The organism is Cypionkella sp. (genome assembly GCF_028290025.1).
Classification (GTDB): domain Bacteria; phylum Pseudomonadota; class Alphaproteobacteria; order Rhodobacterales; family Rhodobacteraceae; genus Cypionkella.
Genome location: NZ_JAQGKQ010000050.1, coordinates 29,206 through 48,366, shown reverse-complemented (window position 1 = coordinate 48,366; position 19,161 = coordinate 29,206). Strand labels below are relative to the sequence as shown.

Annotated in this window: 24 protein-coding genes; 15 read left to right on the top strand and 9 right to left on the bottom strand. The window is 60.1% G+C overall.

Annotation, left to right across the window (positions count from 1 at the left end):
* Nucleotides 1-55: 55 nt before the first annotated feature.
* The 4 genes from JWS10_RS07430 to JWS10_RS07415 are packed head-to-tail and all read right to left on the bottom strand — an operon-like array spanning nucleotide 56 to nucleotide 2,623.
* Complete coding sequence (locus tag JWS10_RS07430) at nucleotides 56-1,108, bottom strand: aldo/keto reductase (RefSeq protein ID WP_299505926.1); 1,053 nt, start codon at nucleotides 1,106-1,108, stop codon at nucleotides 56-58.
* A complete protein-coding gene (locus tag JWS10_RS07425; RefSeq protein WP_299505924.1) occupies nucleotides 1,105-1,446 on the bottom strand; it encodes a TIGR04076 family protein in 342 nt (113 codons plus the stop codon). Before JWS10_RS07425 ends, JWS10_RS07430 begins: the two co-directional genes overlap by 4 nt.
* Nucleotides 1,446-1,919 carry a DUF3830 family protein gene (locus JWS10_RS07420; RefSeq protein ID WP_299505922.1) on the bottom strand — a complete coding sequence of 158 codons (474 nt, stop codon included), beginning with the start codon at nucleotides 1,917-1,919 and terminating at the stop codon, nucleotides 1,446-1,448. The genes JWS10_RS07425 and JWS10_RS07420 overlap by 1 nt, the downstream gene beginning before the upstream one ends.
* A complete protein-coding gene (locus JWS10_RS07415) occupies nucleotides 1,916-2,623 on the bottom strand; it encodes a GntR family transcriptional regulator (protein ID WP_299505920.1) in 708 nt (235 codons plus the stop codon). Before JWS10_RS07415 ends, JWS10_RS07420 begins: the two co-directional genes overlap by 4 nt.
* Nucleotides 2,624-2,713: 90 nt before the next feature.
* Between JWS10_RS07415 and JWS10_RS07410 the strand changes: the two genes are divergently transcribed.
* From JWS10_RS07410 to JWS10_RS07380, 7 genes are all read left to right on the top strand, one after another.
* A complete protein-coding gene (locus JWS10_RS07410; RefSeq protein WP_299505918.1) occupies nucleotides 2,714-3,478 on the top strand; it encodes an ABC transporter ATP-binding protein in 765 nt (254 codons plus the stop codon).
* Complete coding sequence (locus JWS10_RS07405) at nucleotides 3,475-4,212, top strand: ABC transporter ATP-binding protein (protein WP_299479733.1); 738 nt, start codon at nucleotides 3,475-3,477, stop codon at nucleotides 4,210-4,212. The genes JWS10_RS07410 and JWS10_RS07405 overlap by 4 nt, the downstream gene beginning before the upstream one ends.
* Nucleotides 4,209-5,117 (top strand): branched-chain amino acid ABC transporter permease, encoded by a 909-nt coding sequence (locus JWS10_RS07400; RefSeq protein ID WP_299479730.1) that lies wholly within the window; start codon nucleotides 4,209-4,211, stop codon nucleotides 5,115-5,117. The genes JWS10_RS07405 and JWS10_RS07400 overlap by 4 nt, the downstream gene beginning before the upstream one ends.
* On the top strand, nucleotides 5,114-6,058 hold the full coding sequence (locus tag JWS10_RS07395) for a branched-chain amino acid ABC transporter permease (RefSeq protein ID WP_299479727.1): 945 nt from the start codon (nucleotides 5,114-5,116) through the stop codon (nucleotides 6,056-6,058). The genes JWS10_RS07400 and JWS10_RS07395 overlap by 4 nt, the downstream gene beginning before the upstream one ends.
* The gene (locus tag JWS10_RS07390; RefSeq protein ID WP_299505916.1) at nucleotides 6,058-7,356 is read left to right on the top strand and encodes an FAD-dependent oxidoreductase; all 1,299 of its coding nucleotides are present in this window, start codon (nucleotides 6,058-6,060) and stop codon (nucleotides 7,354-7,356) included. The genes JWS10_RS07395 and JWS10_RS07390 overlap by 1 nt, the downstream gene beginning before the upstream one ends.
* Nucleotides 7,357-7,474: 118 nt before the next feature.
* Entirely contained in the window at nucleotides 7,475-8,311 is an 837-nt protein-coding gene (locus JWS10_RS07385; RefSeq protein ID WP_299505914.1) for an NAD(P)-dependent oxidoreductase, read from the top strand.
* Complete coding sequence (locus JWS10_RS07380; RefSeq protein ID WP_299479718.1) at nucleotides 8,308-8,916, top strand: sugar transferase; 609 nt, start codon at nucleotides 8,308-8,310, stop codon at nucleotides 8,914-8,916. The genes JWS10_RS07385 and JWS10_RS07380 overlap by 4 nt, the downstream gene beginning before the upstream one ends.
* Here JWS10_RS07380 and JWS10_RS07375 read toward each other — a convergent pair.
* Nucleotides 8,911-9,891 carry a hypothetical protein gene (locus JWS10_RS07375; RefSeq protein ID WP_299505912.1) on the bottom strand — a complete coding sequence of 327 codons (981 nt, stop codon included), beginning with the start codon at nucleotides 9,889-9,891 and terminating at the stop codon, nucleotides 8,911-8,913. The two genes, JWS10_RS07380 and JWS10_RS07375, sit on opposite strands and share 6 nt — an antisense overlap.
* A 40-nt stretch (nucleotides 9,892-9,931) precedes the next feature.
* Complete coding sequence (locus tag JWS10_RS07370; RefSeq protein ID WP_299505909.1) at nucleotides 9,932-10,267, bottom strand: hypothetical protein; 336 nt, start codon at nucleotides 10,265-10,267, stop codon at nucleotides 9,932-9,934.
* Nucleotides 10,268-10,434: 167 nt separating this feature from the next.
* On the opposite strand from JWS10_RS07370, the gene JWS10_RS07365 reads away from it, so the two are divergent.
* Nucleotides 10,435-10,623: a hypothetical protein gene (locus JWS10_RS07365; RefSeq protein WP_299505906.1), complete on the top strand. Its 189-nt coding sequence runs from the start codon at nucleotides 10,435-10,437 to the stop codon at nucleotides 10,621-10,623.
* An 81-nt stretch (nucleotides 10,624-10,704) separates the two neighbouring features.
* Here the strand turns inward: JWS10_RS07365 and JWS10_RS07360 are convergent, their stop codons facing one another.
* Complete coding sequence (locus JWS10_RS07360) at nucleotides 10,705-11,352, bottom strand: carbonic anhydrase (protein ID WP_299479709.1); 648 nt, start codon at nucleotides 11,350-11,352, stop codon at nucleotides 10,705-10,707.
* 140 nt (nucleotides 11,353-11,492) lie between these two features.
* Between JWS10_RS07360 and JWS10_RS07355 the strand changes: the two genes are divergently transcribed.
* The 3 genes from JWS10_RS07355 (at nucleotide 11,493) to JWS10_RS07345 (ending at nucleotide 14,174) form a co-directional block, all read left to right on the top strand.
* Nucleotides 11,493-11,885, top strand: coding sequence for a hypothetical protein (locus JWS10_RS07355; RefSeq protein WP_299505904.1), 393 nt, complete (start codon nucleotides 11,493-11,495; stop codon nucleotides 11,883-11,885).
* Between the two features lie 92 nt (nucleotides 11,886-11,977).
* Nucleotides 11,978-13,354, top strand: a complete 1,377-nt coding sequence (locus tag JWS10_RS07350; protein ID WP_299505901.1) for a M17 family metallopeptidase — start codon at nucleotides 11,978-11,980, stop codon at nucleotides 13,352-13,354.
* A gap of 1 nt (nucleotide 13,355) precedes the next feature.
* Complete coding sequence (locus JWS10_RS07345; RefSeq protein WP_299505899.1) at nucleotides 13,356-14,174, top strand: NlpC/P60 family protein; 819 nt, start codon at nucleotides 13,356-13,358, stop codon at nucleotides 14,172-14,174.
* Between the two features lie 140 nt (nucleotides 14,175-14,314).
* On the opposite strand, the gene JWS10_RS07340 is transcribed toward JWS10_RS07345, so the two are convergent.
* On the bottom strand, nucleotides 14,315-14,662 hold the full coding sequence (locus JWS10_RS07340) for a DUF2794 domain-containing protein (protein ID WP_299505897.1): 348 nt from the start codon (nucleotides 14,660-14,662) through the stop codon (nucleotides 14,315-14,317).
* Between the two features lie 271 nt (nucleotides 14,663-14,933).
* Complete coding sequence (locus JWS10_RS07335) at nucleotides 14,934-15,926, bottom strand: asparaginase (RefSeq protein ID WP_299505894.1); 993 nt, start codon at nucleotides 15,924-15,926, stop codon at nucleotides 14,934-14,936.
* Between the two features lie 191 nt (nucleotides 15,927-16,117).
* Here JWS10_RS07335 and JWS10_RS07330 point away from each other — a divergent pair, with 191 nt between their 5' ends.
* From JWS10_RS07330 to rlmN, 4 genes are all read left to right on the top strand, one after another.
* A complete protein-coding gene (locus tag JWS10_RS07330; protein ID WP_299479694.1) occupies nucleotides 16,118-16,639 on the top strand; it encodes an invasion associated locus B family protein in 522 nt (173 codons plus the stop codon).
* Nucleotides 16,640-16,807: 168 nt separating this feature from the next.
* A complete protein-coding gene (locus JWS10_RS07325; protein WP_299505892.1) occupies nucleotides 16,808-17,101 on the top strand; it encodes a hypothetical protein in 294 nt (97 codons plus the stop codon).
* 173 nt (nucleotides 17,102-17,274) lie between these two features.
* A complete protein-coding gene (locus JWS10_RS07320) occupies nucleotides 17,275-17,745 on the top strand; it encodes a 6,7-dimethyl-8-ribityllumazine synthase (protein ID WP_299505890.1) in 471 nt (156 codons plus the stop codon).
* Between the two features lie 94 nt (nucleotides 17,746-17,839).
* On the top strand, nucleotides 17,840-19,042 hold the full coding sequence (gene rlmN, locus JWS10_RS07315; protein ID WP_299505888.1) for a 23S rRNA (adenine(2503)-C(2))-methyltransferase RlmN: 1,203 nt from the start codon (nucleotides 17,840-17,842) through the stop codon (nucleotides 19,040-19,042).
* Nucleotides 19,043-19,161 lie beyond the last annotated feature (119 nt).

Below are 19,161 nucleotides of genomic sequence, written 5' to 3'. Positions count from 1 at the left end.
GATTGGCCTTTTGTTATCCGCGCAAATGCAGGCAAATCAGCGCGTTGGCGGGTTTTTAGGACGCCGTATTGAGATTGTATTTGATGATCTGGCCGTGCCGCCCATTGCGGTCACGCTCCAACGTATAGGTGTCGCCTTCGGGCACATGGCCCTGCGCCAGAACGGCGGCGATTTCCGCCCGATCTTGCGCCGTCAAAGCCAAACCCGCCACCTTCAAATTCTGCGCCAAATGGCTGCGATTGCGTGCGCCGACGATCACCGCCGCAACTGCGGGCCGGTCCAGCATCGCGGCACTGGCAATCGTGGCAATATCAGTGTCATGGCGATCCGCGACCCCCCGCAGGCAGCGCAGCAAAGCCTGAAACAACTCCCAGCCGCCGAAATCGTCGATGATCAGCTTGTATTTCGTCAGCGAGCGGTTCTCCAACGGATGCTCTGGCTCGACCAATCCCAGCCAGCGATCGCCCAAGAAACCGCCCGCCACGGTGCCATAGCAGAAAATCCACATATCATTCGCGGTGGCCGCTTTGGCCAGCAATCGCTCCGCCCGCGTGTCCAGCAACGAATACTGCACCTGCATCGACAACAACGGCACCCCGCTTCCGATGATTTCCAACGTCCGCGCGGTGTCGAAATTGGTGCCGCCGATCTGATCGACCTTGCCCTCCAGCCGCATCTCGTTCAGCCAACCGACCGCTTCCAGATAGCGCGGCACTTCGTAATCCCACCAGTGGAACTGCACCAGATCCAGCCGATCCATCCGCAACCGCTGCAACGACGTTTCCACGCTGCGCTGGATGCTGGCACGGTCCACCACGGCCAAAGCCGCCAAATCCGGCACCAGTTTGGTATGCACTTTGATGCGGCCCAAAGCCTCTGCGCCGCGCTGATTGCCATAGGCGGTGCGGAAAGCCCCGATCAATTCTTCAACGCCGGTGTAAATATCGGCGCAGTCAAAGCTGGTGATCCCGGCATCGGCGAAGGCGATCATATCATCGACCTGCTGTGCGGCATCCACAGGACCATGCCCGCCCGCCAACTGCCAACCGCCACGGATCACCCGTGAAGTGGTATAGCCGGGGCGCAGTTGCAGAGTGGGAACGCTCATGGCGTAGGCTCCTTTGGCAAGGGAACGGCGGTGGTGTCGGCGTGGGAAAAGCTGCGTTTGCCGAGCCTTGTGATGCGCAAACGCGATGGGCAATGCGGATCGGGGCAGGCGACTTCGGCATCCGAAGTCATCCAATCATTCGGATGCGTCACGCGCTGCTTGGCGGGCAACAAAGGCAGGATCGACGACAGAGAATAGATCGAGAAACTTTGCCCGGGCGGCATGTGCAACTGCTCACCATGCAGTTCAAACCAATCACCGACCTTGCCGCAGTAAATCTTTGCACCCTCGGGGGCTATGAGTTCAACCCGCAGATCGTAAAGCTCAAACTCATCCATCATGCGACCCTTTCATAGCTGATCTCGCACGCACCTGCACGGCGGATTCTGCCGCAAGCCTCTGCCAGATTGGCGCGATCTTGGGGGCGCACTTGCGCCACAACCGAGCCCGCCAGCCAGCCGATTGGAAACAGCATCCGCGCGCCGGGGCCATAGAACAAGCCAATGTCAAACACCGGATCAGGATTTCCGCCCCACATCTTTGCAGGCACATAGGCCAGCACAATATCACCCGGTTGCGGGTGCAAAGTCGCATTTTCCGGGGGCAAAGCTGCTTCAGCGCCCGCGAAATGCGCCGTTGGGATCGGGCAGGAGATCTCTGGCCCGGTCCACATCGCATGTATCCCCGGCACCACGCGCGGCACTTCCAGATAGCGCCAAAGGAACGCGGCGTTTGCAGGCGCTTTGTCGGGGTTCAACACCGCCAAAACGTCCATGCCAGAAGCTTCGTGACTGATGCGGATACTGTTCATGCGGCGATCTCTTTCGACAAAAGTTTGTTGCGTAAAAATGCGAAGGGGCGGCTGATATCTGCAACCAAAGCCTCCCGCGCGGCTTGTGCTTTGCCTGATGCCAAGGCGTCGATCATGTTGTGGTGGAAGTGCGCAGAGTCAGACTCGCCCGCTTCTGAGAACGCGAAGATCGCCGCACGGGTGCAGGGGCCAGATTGTAGCCAGAGGCTTTCGATCATCGGGATCAGCACCGCCGAACCGCAGGCGCTGTAAATCTCAAAGTGAAACGCCTGATTGAGTGCGGCTTCCTGATCGACCGTCGCCGGGTCGCCACCCAACCGCAACACCTGCCATTGCGTCATGTAACCGCGCAACGTGTCGATATTGGCCGCCGTCATCCGGGGCGCGGCCAAAGCAATCGCTTCACCCTCGATCAAGATGCGGGTGCGCAGCAGATCGTCAATCCGTTCCAGCGAAATCGGCGGCACCCGGATCGAACGGTTCGGCAGCGCCTCTAACGCGCGTTCGCTGATCAGACGGCCCAAAGCCTCACGCACCGGCATGGTCGAGGTCATCAGCGCATCGGCCAGTTGCCGGATCGTCAGCACCTGCCCAGGCGCGAACAGACCGCTGATCAAGGCGCGGCGCAGTTCGGAATAAACCCGATCCTGCACGGTTTCCCGCCCGACCGGAGCCAGCGTCAGACCTGCTTCACCCAACGTCATGCGACCTCACGAATCATCTTGCTCGTTGTGAGTAGACGCGCCTACTGTGATCAAATCAAGTGTGATCACAGATCAAACATCAGAGGCGACATGGTAGTTCTGGAAGCGCGCAATGTCTCAAAGCGGTTCGGCGGGATCGCGGCCGTTGACGGCATGTCGTTCTCGGTAGCCTCGGGTGAGATATTGGGGCTGATCGGGCCAAATGGCGCGGGCAAGACCACTATGTTCGATCTGCTGGCCGGATCGGTCGCGGCGACTTCGGGGCAAATTCATCTGATGGGGCAGGATGTAACCCGTGCGCCTGCGCATCGGCGTTTGGCGGGGGGGATGGGCCGCACCTTCCAGATCCCGCGACCGTTTCCCGAACTGACCTTGCTCGACAACATGCTGCTGGCACGGCAGCATCAAAGCGGTGAACGGCTGTGGGCGAATTTCATCGCACCCCGTCGGATCGCCGCCGAGGAACGCGCCGCGCGTGATAAGGCGCTGGGCCTCTTGGACCTCGTGGCGCTGCGCAGGCTTGCCGATGAACCGGCCCGCGTGCTGTCCGGCGGTCAGCGCAAACTGCTGGAACTCGCCCGTGTGATGATGGCTGACCCCAAAGTGGTGTTGCTCGATGAACCCGCCGCCGGAGTGAACCCGTCGCTGCTGGAAGTGCTGATCGACCGCATCCGCGAAATCAACGGCAGCGGCGTCACCTTCGTTTTGATCGAGCATAACATCGACATGGTGACCCGCCTCTGCCACCGCATCCTCGTGATGGCCTCCGGCTCCATGCTGTGTGAAGGCACCCCCGAAGAAGTCGCCCGCGACCCCCGCGTCATCGAAGCCTATCTCGGAGGAGCGCCAGCATGAGCATCCCAGACGTGCCGATCCTCGACGTGCGCGGCCTTATCGCGGGCTACGAGCCGGGGCTTTCCATCGTCAAAGGCGCCTCAATCCACGCCGATGAGAAAGAAATCGTGGTGATCCTCGGCCCCAATGGCGCGGGTAAATCCAGCCTGATCAAAGCGATAGCGGGGCTGGTCCCCATCACGGGTGGCGAAGTCCTACTGGACGGCCGCGACATAACCCACGGTGCCGCCCATCTGCGCGTCCGCCAGGGTCTCGCCTTCGTGCCGCAAACCGAGAACATCTTCCCGCTGATGACCGTCGAAGAAAACCTCCGCGTCGCAGGCGGCGTTCTGCAGCGTGGTGAGGTGCAAGCCCGCATTGATGAGACCTACACGATGTTCCCCGACCTCGCCCGCCAACGCAAACTCGCGGCAGGCAGCCTGTCGGGTGGTCAGCGCCAGATGCTCGCCGTCGGTCGCGCCCTGATCGTGCATCCCCGCGTGTTGATGCTGGATGAACCCTCGGCGGGCCTGTCGCCGAAGTTTGTCGAGATGGTGTTCGCCCGCCTGAATGAAATCCGCCGCGCTGGCCTCACCATCGTCTTGGTCGAACAAAACGCCCGCGCCGCGCTGGCCATCGGTGACCGCGCCTATGTGCTGGTTGAGGGTCGTGAAGCCCACGAAGGTCGCGCCGCAACGTTGTGGGAAGATCCCGTCGTCGCTGAACTTTACCTTGGCAAGCGGAGGCACGCATGAACCTGCAATTCATCGTGGACGGCCTGATCTCGGGCAGCCTGATCGGCCTCGGCGCCATCGGCATCACGCTCACCTATTCCATCCTGCGCTTTTCGAACTTCGCCCACGGTGATTTCATGGCCTGGGGCGCGTACGGCACCTTATCCGTGGTCGCAGCCATCGGAGCCCTCGTCGGCACCACCGCCCCAATCGGCGCACTCTCCTTCGGCTGGCCCCTCATACTCGCCGCCATCGCAGGCATGATAATGACCGCCTGCCTCGCCCTGTTGCTCGATTGGCTGCTGTTCGCCCGCCTGCGCGACAAGGGCCAGTCGATCATCGTCGTCATGGCCTCGTTTGGCGCATCAATGGCCCTACGCAGCCTGTTGGAGTTCATTTTCACCTCCAGCCCGACCTACTTTTCGCGGGGCATCCAGATGGCGATCCCCATCGGCCTCGGCATACGCATCACCCCCGACCAAATGGTGATGCTCGCCACAACAATCGTCCTCGTCACCGCGATGCACCTGTTCATGTCGCGCAGCCAAACCGGACGTGAGATGCGCGCCTACAGCCAAAACCCCGCGCTCGCCCGCGTCGTCGGCATCAACGTGGACCGCGTCGTGCGCGCCACTTGGATCATCGGCGCGGCGCTCGCCTGTGCTGCCGGTGTCATGGTTGGCATCCTCGTGCAAATCCGCCCGCTCATGGGCCTTGACCTGCTGCTACCGATGTTCGCCGCAGCCATCCTTGGCGGCATCGGATCAGTCCCCGGAGCGGTATTGGGTGGCCTAATCATAGGGTTGTCAGAAGCCGCCGCCGTGCAACTGATCGGTGCAGAATGGCGCGCCGCTATTGCCTTCGCCATCCTGATGGCGGTGTTACTCGTCCGCCCGATGGGCCTGTTCGGAAGGGCTGAACGATGATCGACCTCCTCGGCTACGGCGCGTTCTTCATGTCCAGCGCTTTGATTTTCGGCCTGATCGCGCTGGGCCTCAACCTGCAATGGGGCCAAACCGGGCTGTTCAACGTCGGTATCGCTGGCTTTGTCGCTATCGGAGCCTACACCTCCGCCATCCTGACCACACCCGAGACCGCCGACCGCATCGGCGGCTTCGACTGGCCGATCCTCGCAGGCTGGCTGGCCGCAGCCCTCGTCACAGCCGCCGCCGCCGCGCTGACCGGATTTGCTACCCTCAGACTAAAATCCGATTACCTCGCCATCACCACCTTCGGCGTCGCCGTCGTGGTGCAACTGGTCGCCCTAAACGCCCAAAGCCTAACCGGAGGCCCGTTCGGCGTCGCCTTCATCCCGCGCCCGTTTGCCAGCTTGCAAGACCAACCCGTGCTGTTCAACTTCATCAACCTCGGCGTCATCGCCGCCGTAACCGTGGCGGTTTACCTCGCGCTGGAACACCTCGCGCGCAGCCCATGGGGCAGGGTGCTGAAGGCATTACGCGAAGACGAACGCGCCGCGATTTCCCTCGGCAAATCGGCAAAATCCTACCGCATCCAAGCCTTCGCCGCAGGTGGTGCCGTCATGGGCCTCGCCGGAGCAGTGCAAGCGCATTTCATCGGCTTTATCGCCCCGAATGGCTATCTGCCGACGCTGACATTCCAAGTCTGGGCGATGCTGATGGTAGGCGGATCAGGCTCCAACCGAGGCGCGATCTTGGGCTCGGTCGTGGTCTGGGCCATCTGGGTCGGCGCAGGCGCATTCAGCGCAGCCGTAGTGCCGGGCGATTGGCAAGCCCGCGCGGCCTCGCTGCAAATCGTCGCCATCGGCGTGATGCTGTGCCTGATTTTGCTGTGGCGACCACAGGGCTTCTTCGGCCCGCAAGGTTTCTTCGGAAAACGCCGCTCGTGATGCAACCTGAACCTAAAACCCTCTGGCACGCTACCGCTGCGCCCGCCGCTCTCCGCCCGAAAGCTACCGGCGAAATCACCGCCGATCTGCTGGTGATCGGCGGCGGTTTCGCGGGCCTGTCCACTGCCTTGCACGCCGCCGAGGCCGGGCTGCGGGTGGTTTTGTTGGAAGCTGAACAGATCGCATCGGGAGCCACCGGTCGCAACGCAGGCTTCGTGGTGCCGAACTTCGCCAAGGTCGATCCCGAAGGCGTCCGCGCTGCATTGGGCGAAGCCAAGGGCAACCAACTGGTGCAAATGGCGGCGGGCAGCGCCGAACTGGTGTTCGATCTGATCCAGCGCCACGCCATTTCCTGCGATGCGGCGCGTTCCGGCTGGATACAGCCGTCGCACTCGCCCACCGCCCTTGATCGCGCCAAAGATCGGGTCCGCCAATGGGCCGCCGAGGGTCGCCCGGTGGAGTTCCTAACCGCCGCCGCCGTGCAGAATCTCACCGGAGCGCAAGGCTGGCTCGGTGGTTGGATCGACCATTCCGGCGGCGTGCTGAATCCCGTCGGCTATGCCCGAGGACTCGCCCGAGCCGCCGAAACCGCAGGCGCGCAACTGCATGAAAACTCCCGCGTCACAGCCCTCATCGCCACGCCCGAAGGCTGGCAGGCCCGCACCGCCACCGCCACCATCCAAGCGGCCCGCGTCGTTGTGACCACCAACGCCTATGCCGACGGCCTCATTCCTGGCCTCGCCCACAGCTTTTTCCCGCTGAAAGTGTTCCAGATCGCCACGCAGCCCTTGCCGCAATCGGTCCGAGAACGCCTGCTACCCGGCGGCCAATGCGTCTCCGACAGCCGCCGCAACCTGTTCACCTTCCGCTTCGATGCCACCAACCGCCTGATCACCGGCGGTATGCACATTCTCGGTCTAGGAGCCGACGCGCGGGTGCCCAAAGCCATTCGCCGCCGCATGGCGCAGATGCTAAACCTGCCCGACCTGCCGCCGCTGGACTATGCTTGGTCTGGCATGGCGGCGGTGATGCCGAGTTTCCTGCCGCGCCTGATCGCCCCGGCTCCGAACCTGATCGCAGGTATCGCCTGCAACGGTCGCGGCATCGCAATGACCACCGCGATGGGGCGCGAACTGGCACTTTGGGCCGCTGGCACCCCAGCCGAGGCGCTGGCAATTCCCGTTGGCCCTCCCGCGCCAATCCCGCTGCACGCCCTGATGCGCCACGCCCCGAACGCGCTGCTACCGATCAGTCAGCTGCGAGATCGCATTGAGAGCCCCGCAGATTTGGGGCGTTGAAGCGTTAACAAATGTTTAACGAAAAACCTAAGCCGTTGACAAACAATGTCTTAAAGCCCTGTCCGCGTGTGGACTGCCGCAATTTGCCTCGGCGCGCAGTTTTCTATATCCACAGACCATGACAAGCCTGATCAACCAAACCCTGATAGTGGGCGCAAGCGGGCGCGTTGGCCGATTGCTGACCCAAGCATGGAGCCAAGCCGGGCAAACCCCAACCCTGCAACACCGTGGCAAGCCGCTAAATTGGCCCGCCGCGCAGCTAGAGTGGCCCCCCCTGCGAGCCACCCCGCTGGACCCCAACCGCTTCACCGCAATGATCGTCCTGGCCGGAGCCGTCCGCGGCGACCTAACCCTGAACGCCCAACTCACCGAAGCCTGCTGCGCCGCCGCCGCAAAAGCCGGGATCGCGCAAGTTTTGCTGGCCTCATCCTCCGCAATTTACGGCGTGAACGACGGCTACCCCTGCCGAGAAGACACCCCCACCCAACCCGTCAACGACTACGGCCGCGCTAAACTTGAAGCCGAAGCCGTAGCCGATCAGTGGCGCGAACGGGGGCTTTCTATCACCTCGCTGCGGATCGGCAACGTCGCCGGAGCCGATGCTCTGCTGGCCTACCTTCAGCCCGATCAGCCCACCTTGATCGACCGCTTCCCCAACGGCGCAGGACCGATCCGCAGCTATATCGGCCCGCAAACCCTAGCAGATGTGCTGGCTACCCTGCTGGGTCAGCACCTGCCGCCGATCCTAAACCTAGCCGCGCCGCATCCGGTCGCGATGGCCGATCTGGCGCAGGCTGCCGGTGCGGATTGGTCATATCAGCCCGCGCCAATGACCGCACATCAGCGCATCACACTCGATTGCACGCGGCTCGCACAACATTATAGCTTTACCGAAAGCCAATCCGAGGCCGCCACGATGGTCGCGGAATGGCAGGCAACAAGAGGCGCAGAATGACTCCGATGAAACGCTTTCTCGACGTGCTGGCGGTGCTGGTGCTGGCGATCCCGCTGCTGCCGCTGGGGCTGTTGATGGCGCTGGCGATCTTGATTTTGGACGGCCGCCCGGTGCTGTATTGGGCCGAGCGGATGAAGACGCCGACGCAGGGCTTCAAGCTTGCGAAGTTTCGCAGCATGACGGTGCGGCTCGCAGAGGCCGGCGTTTCGGGCGGCGATAAGACGGGCCGCATTACCCGGACGGGGCGCTTCATGCGGCGCACCCGGCTCGACGAATTGCCGCAACTTTGGAACGTGCTGAAGGGCGACATCAGCTTTGTTGGCCCCCGCCCGCCCCTGCGCGAATATGTCGAGCGTTTCCCCACGATCTACGCGAAGGTTCTGAAATCGCGACCGGGGATCACCGGGCTTGCGACAATCGTGTATCATCGGCATGAAGAAATCTTGTTGTCACGTAGCAAGACCGCAGCGGAAACCGATGCGATTTACGCCCGCGCTTGCGTGCCCCGTAAAGCTCGGTTGGATTTGATCTATCAGCAGCGGCGCAATCTGTGCTTCGACTTTTACTTAATGCTAAAAACGGTGTTCAAGCGCCTGCCACTATAGAGATTGCCCGTTAGTCAGCGCAGTTTTCACCCGGGCCCAAGCCAAATCGGCAAATTCGAGCTTAGCCGGCTCCAACAGGTTCAGCGCCAGAAACCAATAGAGGTATTTCTCGTAATCAAACTCGACTTGGAGCATCGGGACATTACGCAGCGCTTGCACCAACAGGGCGGGGCGTTTGGCCACAACTGTCGCGTGATGATAGTCACATTCGGCGCATGTGATCACCGGCTTTTTCTGCATCAGCGCCTCAAACCCCGCTGCCGAATTCTGCGTTACTACCATCTGAGACGCTGCTGTAAGATCATGGATCGACGCATCCGAAATCACCAGATTTGCAGTCTTGCGCGCCATAGCCTGTATCTGCGCAGTGGTTTCGGTGCGCTGCGCTGGGTGGAGTTTGACGTAGACCCGGGCACCGTCCGCCTCTCGTGCGACCAGTTTCAAGATTTTTAAACTGTCGATGTAATGCACTGGGCTGGCAAAACGCTCGATATCTTGCAGGAATACCGTCGCAAAAGCGGCGGGCAGATTGCTGCGCGGGTTCTGTGGAAATTTTGAGATGTTTCGCCGCAGGTTCCAGCCGGTCACGCCATTAAAGAAAAACCGCGCGGTTTTGGCGTCGATTTGGTCGGGCTGAAAGCTGCGCTGACACAGCGATGATCCCATATTGACGCCCACCGGATCAAGATACCAAAACCCGCGCAGATAGCCGGGATGCGCGTGCAGGATGCCGGGACGGATCGGCAGGCGCGGGCCGATCAGGATGTGAACGTGGCTTTGATCTAAAAAAAGCTTGGCAGAGGTCGGGCTATCAGCCGCCACTAACGCTGTTGCCATGCCTTCTGCGTGCGCCTTAGCACCCAGCTTTTCAAAGAAATCGAAGCGGCCCGAGGCTACATCCTGATACCAGCTTTCCGCAGCATGCACGATCAGACTGCGGGGCGAAGTGTCGCTGAGGGGCGGAAAGCTGGACATCGGGCAGTTTTCGATTTTCGGGAAGAACCTGACAGTCACTTCAACAGAAAAACTGTGCGGCTCGTGCGTCTGAAAGTAAAGCACCGTCTTCAAAAGGCTCAAGTTTGAGCCGGGCCAATCGAATGAAATTTTCTGAGATGCCTAGGTCAATGCCGTTACCGGAGATATCAATCTTCAACTCGTTACGGCCATCATAGCGAACAACGTTTGCGAAAGTATTGCCTTCGCTGTCGATCAGTTCGACCGACATTGAGCCGTCAGAAACACTTCCTGCCGTTTGCAGCAAAATTTTTTCAGCGAAAATTATGGATGGGCTGCAACTGCTCAACCGGCTCGGACAGATGGACATTTCTGCAAGAGAAGCTGCCGCTGGCATCCAATCTCAGAACCAGGCCAAGAGCTCTCGCTTCCGCATCAAAGCGATCATCACCATTGAGGGAACTTCGCTGGGTTATCGACTGCGGCATTTTCACTCCTCAGACGGAACCATTTGGCGCATTTACGAGTTCGACTTCGTTGAATTCGGTTATAAGGAAAAACAACATGTCCTATGCTGATGAAGAACGTGATCGTGCCGCGCCAGCGAACAACTTTGGTGATCGGGCGCAGTCCAAATTCGATCCACCACGGCAAACATATGGCGATGCACATGGCTTCGGATCGGGCATGCTGGTCGTCATTGTTTTCATTGTGGTTGCGATCATGGCAGGCGTTATATTAGACGTGGGCTGATAAAGTTGTAAGATCAGTGCTGCCTGACAGCAGTCGCGACAGGGAGTGCTACGGACCTTTCGCCAAATTCAGCGCGTCAACTTAAACCGGCACAAACTCCCCCTTTGCGGGGTCAAACTGTTCCAGACCGCCCTCTCCGGTATCGGTCCAGAGGCCGTGGAGGGTCAAATGATCACCCTCGACGGCTTCTTTAACGAAGGGGAAGGTCATCAGATTTTCCAGGCTAACCAGCACGGCTTCACGTTCCAATGCGGGTTGTTGCAGTTCGGTGGGCAGGCCGGAAATGCGTTGGTAGCCGGGGCGCAAGATGTCCATCCAGCGGCCGACGAAGCTGGTTTTCTCTAGCAATTCAGGGGCATGGCCGGAGCACATATCAAGGCAGCCTTTGACGCCGCCGCAGTTCGAATGACCTAGGACGACGATATGTGCGACGCCAAGGGAGGCTACTGCATATTCGACGGTGGCCGAGGTGCCGTGATATTCGCCGTCGGGATTGTGCGGTGGCACAAGGCCCGCGATATTGCGGTGGATGAAGAATTCGCCCTCATCCGCCCCGAAGATCGAAGTGACATGCACACGGCTGTCGCAGCAGGAAATCACCATAGCGCGGGGGTGTTGGCCGTTGGCGGCAAGGCGGCGATACCAAGCCTTATTGTCCTGATAGGTCGTGGCTTTCCAGCCGTGAAACCGTTGCACCAGATAATTTGGCAGCGCGCGAACGTGGTTCATGGTGATCCTTTTCGGCTTGGGCTCTTTGCCCGTTGTTATGCTGCAATTGCAGAAAATTCGAGAGATTTCTTTGAGCCGCAGCAACGATTTCTTCAGCACGAAGCTGCCAAGATGATGGTGGGTGTGTTGGATAGGTGTGGATGGAAAACGTGGTGGCTTTGCGGCCAAAGGAACGGGTTCGGCAGGATGCCGAGCCGATTGCGACGATTTATCGGAATTTGGGCACGTCGAGTGCGGAACAGGTTGTGACGCGGGCCTTGGCTGAACTGGCGCTGACGATGGCGGGGCTGGCAAGCCAGGTGCGGGCGCATGAGATGGGCGATCTGATCCGGCAGTTGCGGCGATTGCAGCGGATGTCCGAGAACTTGGGCATGGTATCGTTGGGCGATGTGGCGGGCGATCTGCGGCTATGTCTGGACCGCGCTGATACTACGGCGTTCGCCGCCGTTTGGGCGCGGTTGCTGAGGATTGCCGAGCGATCTTTGGCCTCGGACAAGGCGCTGTTGGAGCAGCTGGATCAGACGCCGTTTTAGGCTTCGGGCGGGGGCTTGCGGCGGCGGATGGAAGCGGTAGGTTCGCTCAAGGCCCAAGGTTTTAACCTCGGGCGGTTTGGAAGGATGCGCCGATGGTTCCCGCTTTTGCTGACGCTGCGACTGCGTCGCGACCGCTTTATGTGGTTGCGTCCGATGATTTGGCCGGGTTTTTCGCCGATCAAACTGAAGCGGTGCGCGGCTGGCTACAGGCTTCGGGTTTTGCAGCGGCTTTGGGCGATCTACAGCTCATCCCCGGAGCGGATGGCGTCGCGGGCGCGGTGATCGGTTTTGGCAATGATAAGGCGCGGGCAAGGGCGCGGTTTGTGTTGGCGAAGGCTGTGACGCTGCCCGGTGGTGCGTGGCATTTGGTCGGCGATCTGACGCCAGCGGCGCGTGACGAGGTGGCGTTGGGCTGGCTGCTGGCGCAGTATCGGTTCGATCGTTATCGCAAGGCGGCGGCGGTGGAGCCTGCGCTGTTGGTGCTGCCCGAAGGCTGTGACGGCCGGCGCTTGCTGGCGATGGCGGCGGGGGAGTACTTTACGCGCGATCTGATCAACACCCCGGCGCAGGATATGGGGCCGGATGAGCTAGAGGCGGCGTTTCTGGCGCTGGCAGAGCGGTTTTGTGCGCGCGCCAAAGTTGTGAAGGGGGATGCACTGCTGGAGCAGAACTTCCCGATGATCCATGCGGTCGGTCGGGCCTCGCCGCGCGAACCGAGGTTATTGGAGATGCATTGGGGTACTGCGGGGCCAAGTCTGACACTGGTGGGTAAGGGTGTGTGCTTTGACACTGGCGGGCTGAACATCAAGACCTCGGGCATGGCGTTGATGAAGAAAGATATGGGCGGGGCGGCGACGGTGATGGGGCTGGCGCAGATGATCATGCAGTTGGCGCTGCCGATCCGGTTGCGGGTGATCGTTGCGGCGGTAGAAAACGTGATCTCGGGAAATGCATTGAAGCCGAAGGATATTCTGACCTCGCGCAAGGGGCTGACGGTTGAGGTAAACGATACCGATGCCGAGGGGCGGTTGGTGCTGGGCGACGCCTTGGCGCTGGCGACCGAGACGCCGACCGATGTGCTGATCTCTATGGCGACGCTCACCGGGGCGGCGCGGACTGCGCTGGGGCCGGATCTCGCGCCGTATTATACCGATGATGCAGTGATGGCGGCGGCGCTAGAACAGGGCGCGATTGACAGCTTCGATCCGGTGTGGCGACTGCCGTTTCACACGCCCTATGAACACATCATTGAACCCGGGATTGCTGATCTGGACAACGCGCCGGGTTGGGGATTTGCGGGGTCAGTGACGGCGGCGCTGTTTCTGCGGCGGTTTGCCGAGCATCCGCGCTATATGCATTTCGACATCTACGGCCACACGCCTGCCGATGCGCCAGCGCGGCCGAAGGGTGGCGTTGGTCAAGGTGCGCGGGCAATTCTTGCGGCGCTGCCCGCCATGTTGGGGCTGTAAAATGGATCGCCGCCTGACACCCGCTACCGCCCGCATCGCCCATATCTCGCTGAAAGGGCTGGTCGATGCGCCGCAATTCACCGAAGGCGAGAAACGCAGGGTCGCGATGCCGCTGGTCGATCTGCTGCGCAGTCCCGGTGGCGCGCGGGATCGGCAACTTTTGCTGGGTGAAAACTTTACGGTGATTGACCATCAAGACGGCTACGCCTTTGGTTTTGCGGCAAAAGACGGCTATTGCGGCTGGCTGCCGGAGGCCGCGCATAGTGAGGGGCCGAAGCCGACGCATTGGGTCGCCACTCCCGGCACGCATCTTTATCCAGAACCTCGGGTGCAGTCGCATGAGGTTGCGGCGCTGAGCATGGGCGCGCAGGTGGAGGTAATTTCGCAAGGCGCGAAGTTCACCGAAACGACGCAGGGCTTTATTCCGACGCCGCATCTGTTGCCTCTGGGCCAGCATCACACAGACCCGATCACCGTCGCGGAAGGTTTTCTTGGCACGCCTTACCTCTGGGGTGGCAATTCTCGGGCGGGGATTGATTGCTCCGGCGTGGCGCAGGCGGCTTTGCTGGCTTGCGGCATCAAAGCGCCGGGCGACTCTGATATGCAGCAAAGCCTCGGCCATGAAATCCCCGAAGGCGAACCGCTACAACGCGGCGATCTTCTGTTTTGGAAAGGCCATGTCGCACTCGTCGTTGATGAATCGCGCCTGATCCATGCCAATGGTCATAGCATGTCGGTGGCATATGAGGGGATTGAGGCGTGCATCGCGCGGGTTATGGCAGCAGACGGCGCGCCTGTTAGTCATCGGCGCAGGCTGTAATTTCTGCTCTTGGTCATCCTCTTTGCATAAATATCACAGCGTCCAGAGCTGCCCCCGGGGCTTGCCAAGCCGACTAACTGAATAAATCTGGCCCACGATTCTTGCGCGAATCTCGCGCGAAAAATCGAGCCCGCGCCAAATCACTCTACCGGTCTGATCAGCTTTTGCTCCAACACCCGCAGGACGCTGGCCAAATCGTGGCCGCGGCGCAATATGAAACCGTCCATTCCGACCACAGCATACATGCCCTGTTTTGCGCGCAGCTTGGGGCGCTTTTCGATGCGATACAGTGGAAATTCGGCGGTACGGCGGAATACCGAGAATACCGCCACCTCGCGCAGGAACGATAGGCCGTAGTCGCGCCACTCACCCGCTGAAACCATCTGACCATAAAGCCGAAGGATCGCCCCCAGCTCGCGACGATCAAAAGTGACCTGATCCGGCACAGGTTCGGGCGGTTGGAAAGGGGTCGTCGTTTGCACCGTCATAGGCCAAAGTTTATTCTGCTTGCGGCGCAAATCAACCCCTGCGCGCAAAGACAATGGCGCGCCGCGATTTTGCCACCACAATGCCCGCAAAACACCGCATCTTGACCCAAAGCACGCCGCGTTCGATCGGTATACCAAAAGGGCTACAGTGAACCGAAACCGGTGGAGCAGGTCTTTGCCCCCGCCCAGCTTGCTTCACCGGCGCTGTCGCAGCGAACGGCCCCTACTGTAAAGTAGGGGTCTTTTTCATAGTAACATGACTTGCAGCGGCTTAGAGAAAACCCGCGCTCAGCCGCAACTCTCCCACCGTCAAACCTCGACAATTCACTTGCGGCGCAGGCAGGCGCTTTTGCGCCATCGGATGCGCTGCATCCAGCACGCCGAGCCGCGCCAGAATAGCCACCAGCGCGACCTCGGAGGCGCGGGTATTGCCATCCTCTATCTTCAGCGCGATGCCGAGCTTCTTTTCTGGGATGATCGCCACGAACACCGCTTCGGCTCCGGTCTTGATGCTGACCCTACCACCCATCGCCCGCATCAACTCGGTGCAAGCGCGGCCTTCGCCTGCGACCAGTTCTGGGTGGGCGGCCATTGATCTGGTCAAGCGGTGCATCGCGCGGTCGCGCACCGATCCGGTTTCATTGGCCGAGGCGAAATTCGCCATGGCTTTCGCCAAGCCCGTCACCGACATCGCAAAGTTTGGTGCCGAACATCCGTCGATCCCGTAACCGGCTGAGTTTTCATCGGTCACATCCTCGGTCGCCGCTTTGATTGCTTTTTGCAGCGGGTGATCGAGTTCGACATATTCCGGCCCGGCTTTCAGATGCCGGGTGGCGGTGAGAAACCCCGAGTGCTTGCCGGAACAGTTGTTGTGCAGCTGGCAGGGCGCATCATGCGCCAAGATCAGCCGGTCACGCTCGGCCCGGTCGTAGGGCTCGTGCGAACCGCAGCGCAGGTCAGGCTCGCCCAAGCCCAGATCAGCCAGCCAGCGGCTTGCCATATTTACATGCAAAGCCGAACCCTGATGGCTGGCGCAGGATAAAGCGATATGGGCATCGGTCAGACCCGCCGCTTCGGCCGCACCGGATTCCAGCAACGGCAGCGCTTGCAGCATTTTGCACGACGAGCGCGGGAAGATCACCCGGCTCGGATCGCCCCAACTTTCGACGATTTGCCCCGCCTCATCGCAGATCACCGCATGGCCGCGATGCGTGCTTTCCAGCAGCCCGCCACGCCAAAGTTCCACCATTTCCGCTGCTGCCATGCCATCCCCCGTCACATATGCGCGATTTTATGCCCGTTTCGTCCCGGCAGGGCTTTCACGGACCTTCGTTTTTCGGTTATGAAGGCTTATCGAGTGAAAATGCGCCGCGCTACCGAAAAACCGCGTCTGAAGCGGCAGTTGGCGGGCAGAGGCAAAGCGGCTTGGAGGCTGTAATCGAAATGACAAGCTGGATGACGCGCGCTATAGGCGTGGCAATGATTTCCATGACGGGGTTTGCGGCGATGGGGACCAGTGCTGTGGCACAGGAATCCAGCAATCGGGTTGCAACGATGACGGACTGGAGCGTTTTTGCCGACAAGAACCCGACCGAATGTTGGGGAGTGTCTAGCCCGAAGGAAACCGTGAACACCAAAGATGGCAAGCCTGTCTCGGTGCGGCGGGGTGATATTTTGCTGTTCGTGACCTTCCGCCCAGGTGCCAGCGGTGAAACTTCATTCTCGGGTGGCTATCCTTTTGCGCCGGGATCGACCGTTAAGCTGGAAGTTGATGGAACCAGCTTTGACTTGTTCTCCGATGGCGAATGGGCGTGGCCAGGAACTACAGAGGATGACGCGGCGATTTTGGCGGCATTGAAAAAGGGCACGACAGCGGTGTTGACGGGACGTTCGGCCAAGGGCACGCAAACTCAAGACAGTTTCAGCCTGCGCGGCTTTACCGCAGCGATGGAAGAAGCCGGCAAGCAGTGCAAATAAGCGCCTGATCCGCTCGGCGCTCGCGCCACTAACACGTTTTCGCAACCGGGGCCCTAAAGCCTCGGTTGCTTGCATTTCGGGGTCTTCGTTCTCATTTGCGTGAGCGCGGTTGATTTTGTTCCCTATATGTTCTATATTCCATCAACAGAACCATCCCGAGGTGACGTTATGGAAGATACCACATTTGCCATTGCTGCGACCGAACGGCAGATTTCTTACGCGCGATCATTGGCGCAGCGCAACGGCGTTAATTTGCCGTGGGAAGTGCAGTTGGATCGCCGCAGCTTAAGCGCCTGGATTGACGCGCAGGCCGAGATGCGCCCGATGGAGCCTGACCCTCGGCCGAGTTCCAAGCAGGTGGCGTTTGCCGAAAAGATCGCGCGGTTTAAACGTCGAGCGGTGCCGGATGAATGTTTTAGGGACCGGCAGTTGCTGTCGCGCTGGATCGACAGCAATCGGTGATCGCCGCCCGTGATCGAGCCCGCAAAATGGGCCAAGTCGGAAATGGCCAAGAAAGCGTGCCTAACCGGCTAGCTGGCTGCGCATTATTGCTGATCTAAGCGGCATTGCCCCTGCTGTGCGAGAAAGCTATGCAACGGGGCAAATCTGCTCTCTTTGCATGGAACCGTTGCCAGATGACCGAAGCCCTGAAGCCCGCCCGTATCGCCTTTATCAAAGCCCGTTGGCACGCCGAGATTGTTGACCAAGCCTATGACGGCTTTGTCGCAGCGGCGGAGACACTGTTGCCCGCAGCAGAGATCGAAGCCTTTGATGCGCCCGGCGCGTTTGAGATGCCACTGTTGGCGAAAAAGCTGGCGCAAACCGGGCGTTATGATGCGATTGTCGCGGCTGCTTTGGTGGTCGATGGCGGGATTTACCGGCATGATTTCGTCGCCGGAGCCGTGGTGACGGGCTTGATGAATGTGGGTCTGGAAACCGGGGTGCCATGCTTTTCGGTGTCATTGACGCCGCATAACTTCCAGCCCGTCGACTCGTTGATCGCCTATTACACCGCGCATTTCGTCAAAAAAGGCGCCGAGGCAGCTGAAGCCGTGCGGCAGGTTTTGGCGCTTGATGCGCAACTGGCGGCTTTGGCATCGACGTAAGGCGGTTTGGCGGCGCGAACATAAGTCTGCATTGCGTGGTTTTGTTTTGGCTCCGAATCCCTTATAGGGGCCGCTTACAGCCAAGGACTCTGCCATGACCGCCCCGACTCTCGCGCCGCCGCTTGCTCCAATCACGCAAGACGTGTTGGCCCTGCCGCGCAAGCTGGCAGAGGGCGCAAAGCCCAATTTGATTGGGATGACCCGCGATCAGATGCGCGATGCGCTGATTGCGGCGGGCACCGATGAAAAAGCCGTGAAGATGCGGCTTGGGCAGGTTTGGCAGTGGATTTACCATTGGGGTGTGCGCGATTTTGAGCTGATGAGCAATCTCGCCAAAGATTACCGCGCGCTGTTGGCCGATAACTTTGTGCTGGAAGTGCCTGAAATCGTGACGAAACAAGTCTCGACCGATGGCACCCGCAAATATCTCGTGCGTATCGCCGGCGGGCATGAAGTTGAGGTGGTCTATATCCCCGAGACCGACCGAGGCACATTGTGCATCTCGTCTCAGGTCGGTTGCACGCTGACCTGCACCTTCTGCCACACCGGCACGCAAAAATTGGTGCGCAATCTGACGGCTGCCGAAATCGTCGGCCAAGTGATGCTGGCGCGGGACGATTTGGGCGAATGGCCCAAGCCGGGGGATCGCAATGTCGAGACTCGGTTGGTCAGCAATATCGTGCTGATGGGCATGGGCGAGCCGCTGTATAATTTTGAGAACGTCCGCGACGGCATGAAAGTGGTGATGGACGGCGGCGGCATTGCTTTGGGTCGCCGGCGGATCACGTTGTCAACGTCGGGGGTGGTGCCGGAAATTGCCCGCGCCGCTAAAGAAATTGGCTGCCTGCTGGCGGTATCGTTCCATGCGACAACCGATGAAGTGCGCGACGTGTTGGTGCCGATTAACAAGAAATGGAACATCGCGACCCTGCTCGAAAGCCTGCGCGATTATCCGAATCTGACCAATTCCGAGCGGATTACCTTTGAATATGTGATGCTGGATCATGTGAATGACAGCAAAGAAGACGCTTACCGCTTGGTTGAATTGCTGCGCGGCATCCCGGCCAAGGTTAACCTGATCCCTTTTAACGAATGGCCGGGCGCACCCTATAAACGCTCTAGCGGCAACAGGATACACGCTTTCGCCGACATTCTTTACAGCGCTGGTTATGCCTCTCCTATCCGCACCCCACGTGGTGAAGATATCATGGCCGCCTGTGGTCAGCTAAAGTCTGCGACCGAAAAGCAGCGCAAATCCGCGTCAAAGGCTGTGCCGAAAGCTACGGCGGCTGAGTAAAATCGTCGCAGTTTTGGGGCATAGTCTGCATTGTGTCCACACAATGGAACTTCACAGCAAATTTACACTTCCCAACACCGATGCCGCGCGGCATGGTGCGATAATCGCTAAGAAAGTGT

Excerpts from the sequence above, each read along its gene's own strand:
- JWS10_RS07370 (WP_299505909.1), bottom strand. The coding sequence starts at position 10,267 with ATGCCAGCGGCAGCTTCTCTTGCAGAAATGTCCATCTGTCCGAGCCGG.
- rlmN (WP_299505888.1), top strand. The coding sequence starts at position 17,840 with ATGACCGCCCCGACTCTCGCGCCGCCGCTTGCTCCAATCACGCAAGAC.
- JWS10_RS07425 (WP_299505924.1), bottom strand. The coding sequence starts at position 1,446 with ATGGATGAGTTTGAGCTTTACGATCTGCGGGTTGAACTCATAGCCCCC.
- JWS10_RS07385 (WP_299505914.1), top strand. The coding sequence starts at position 7,475 with ATGACAAGCCTGATCAACCAAACCCTGATAGTGGGCGCAAGCGGGCGC.
- JWS10_RS07375 (WP_299505912.1), bottom strand. The coding sequence starts at position 9,891 with ATGTCCAGCTTTCCGCCCCTCAGCGACACTTCGCCCCGCAGTCTGATC.
- JWS10_RS07395 (WP_299479727.1), top strand. The coding sequence starts at position 5,114 with ATGATCGACCTCCTCGGCTACGGCGCGTTCTTCATGTCCAGCGCTTTG.
- JWS10_RS07410 (WP_299505918.1), top strand. The coding sequence starts at position 2,714 with ATGGTAGTTCTGGAAGCGCGCAATGTCTCAAAGCGGTTCGGCGGGATC.
- JWS10_RS07390 (WP_299505916.1), top strand. The coding sequence starts at position 6,058 with ATGCAACCTGAACCTAAAACCCTCTGGCACGCTACCGCTGCGCCCGCC.
- JWS10_RS07330 (WP_299479694.1), top strand. The coding sequence starts at position 16,118 with ATGACGCGCGCTATAGGCGTGGCAATGATTTCCATGACGGGGTTTGCG.
- JWS10_RS07340 (WP_299505897.1), bottom strand. The coding sequence starts at position 14,662 with ATGACGGTGCAAACGACGACCCCTTTCCAACCGCCCGAACCTGTGCCG.
- JWS10_RS07365 (WP_299505906.1), top strand. The coding sequence starts at position 10,435 with ATGTCCTATGCTGATGAAGAACGTGATCGTGCCGCGCCAGCGAACAAC.
- JWS10_RS07320 (WP_299505890.1), top strand. The coding sequence starts at position 17,275 with ATGACCGAAGCCCTGAAGCCCGCCCGTATCGCCTTTATCAAAGCCCGT.
- JWS10_RS07405 (WP_299479733.1), top strand. The coding sequence starts at position 3,475 with ATGAGCATCCCAGACGTGCCGATCCTCGACGTGCGCGGCCTTATCGCG.
- JWS10_RS07325 (WP_299505892.1), top strand. The coding sequence starts at position 16,808 with ATGGAAGATACCACATTTGCCATTGCTGCGACCGAACGGCAGATTTCT.
- JWS10_RS07420 (WP_299505922.1), bottom strand. The coding sequence starts at position 1,919 with ATGAACAGTATCCGCATCAGTCACGAAGCTTCTGGCATGGACGTTTTG.
- JWS10_RS07430 (WP_299505926.1), bottom strand. The coding sequence starts at position 1,108 with ATGAGCGTTCCCACTCTGCAACTGCGCCCCGGCTATACCACTTCACGG.
- JWS10_RS07400 (WP_299479730.1), top strand. The coding sequence starts at position 4,209 with ATGAACCTGCAATTCATCGTGGACGGCCTGATCTCGGGCAGCCTGATC.
- JWS10_RS07415 (WP_299505920.1), bottom strand. The coding sequence starts at position 2,623 with ATGACGTTGGGTGAAGCAGGTCTGACGCTGGCTCCGGTCGGGCGGGAA.
- JWS10_RS07350 (WP_299505901.1), top strand. The coding sequence starts at position 11,978 with ATGGTTCCCGCTTTTGCTGACGCTGCGACTGCGTCGCGACCGCTTTAT.
- JWS10_RS07355 (WP_299505904.1), top strand. The coding sequence starts at position 11,493 with ATGGAAAACGTGGTGGCTTTGCGGCCAAAGGAACGGGTTCGGCAGGAT.
- JWS10_RS07380 (WP_299479718.1), top strand. The coding sequence starts at position 8,308 with ATGACTCCGATGAAACGCTTTCTCGACGTGCTGGCGGTGCTGGTGCTG.
- JWS10_RS07345 (WP_299505899.1), top strand. The coding sequence starts at position 13,356 with ATGGATCGCCGCCTGACACCCGCTACCGCCCGCATCGCCCATATCTCG.
- JWS10_RS07360 (WP_299479709.1), bottom strand. The coding sequence starts at position 11,352 with ATGAACCACGTTCGCGCGCTGCCAAATTATCTGGTGCAACGGTTTCAC.
- JWS10_RS07335 (WP_299505894.1), bottom strand. The coding sequence starts at position 15,926 with ATGGCAGCAGCGGAAATGGTGGAACTTTGGCGTGGCGGGCTGCTGGAA.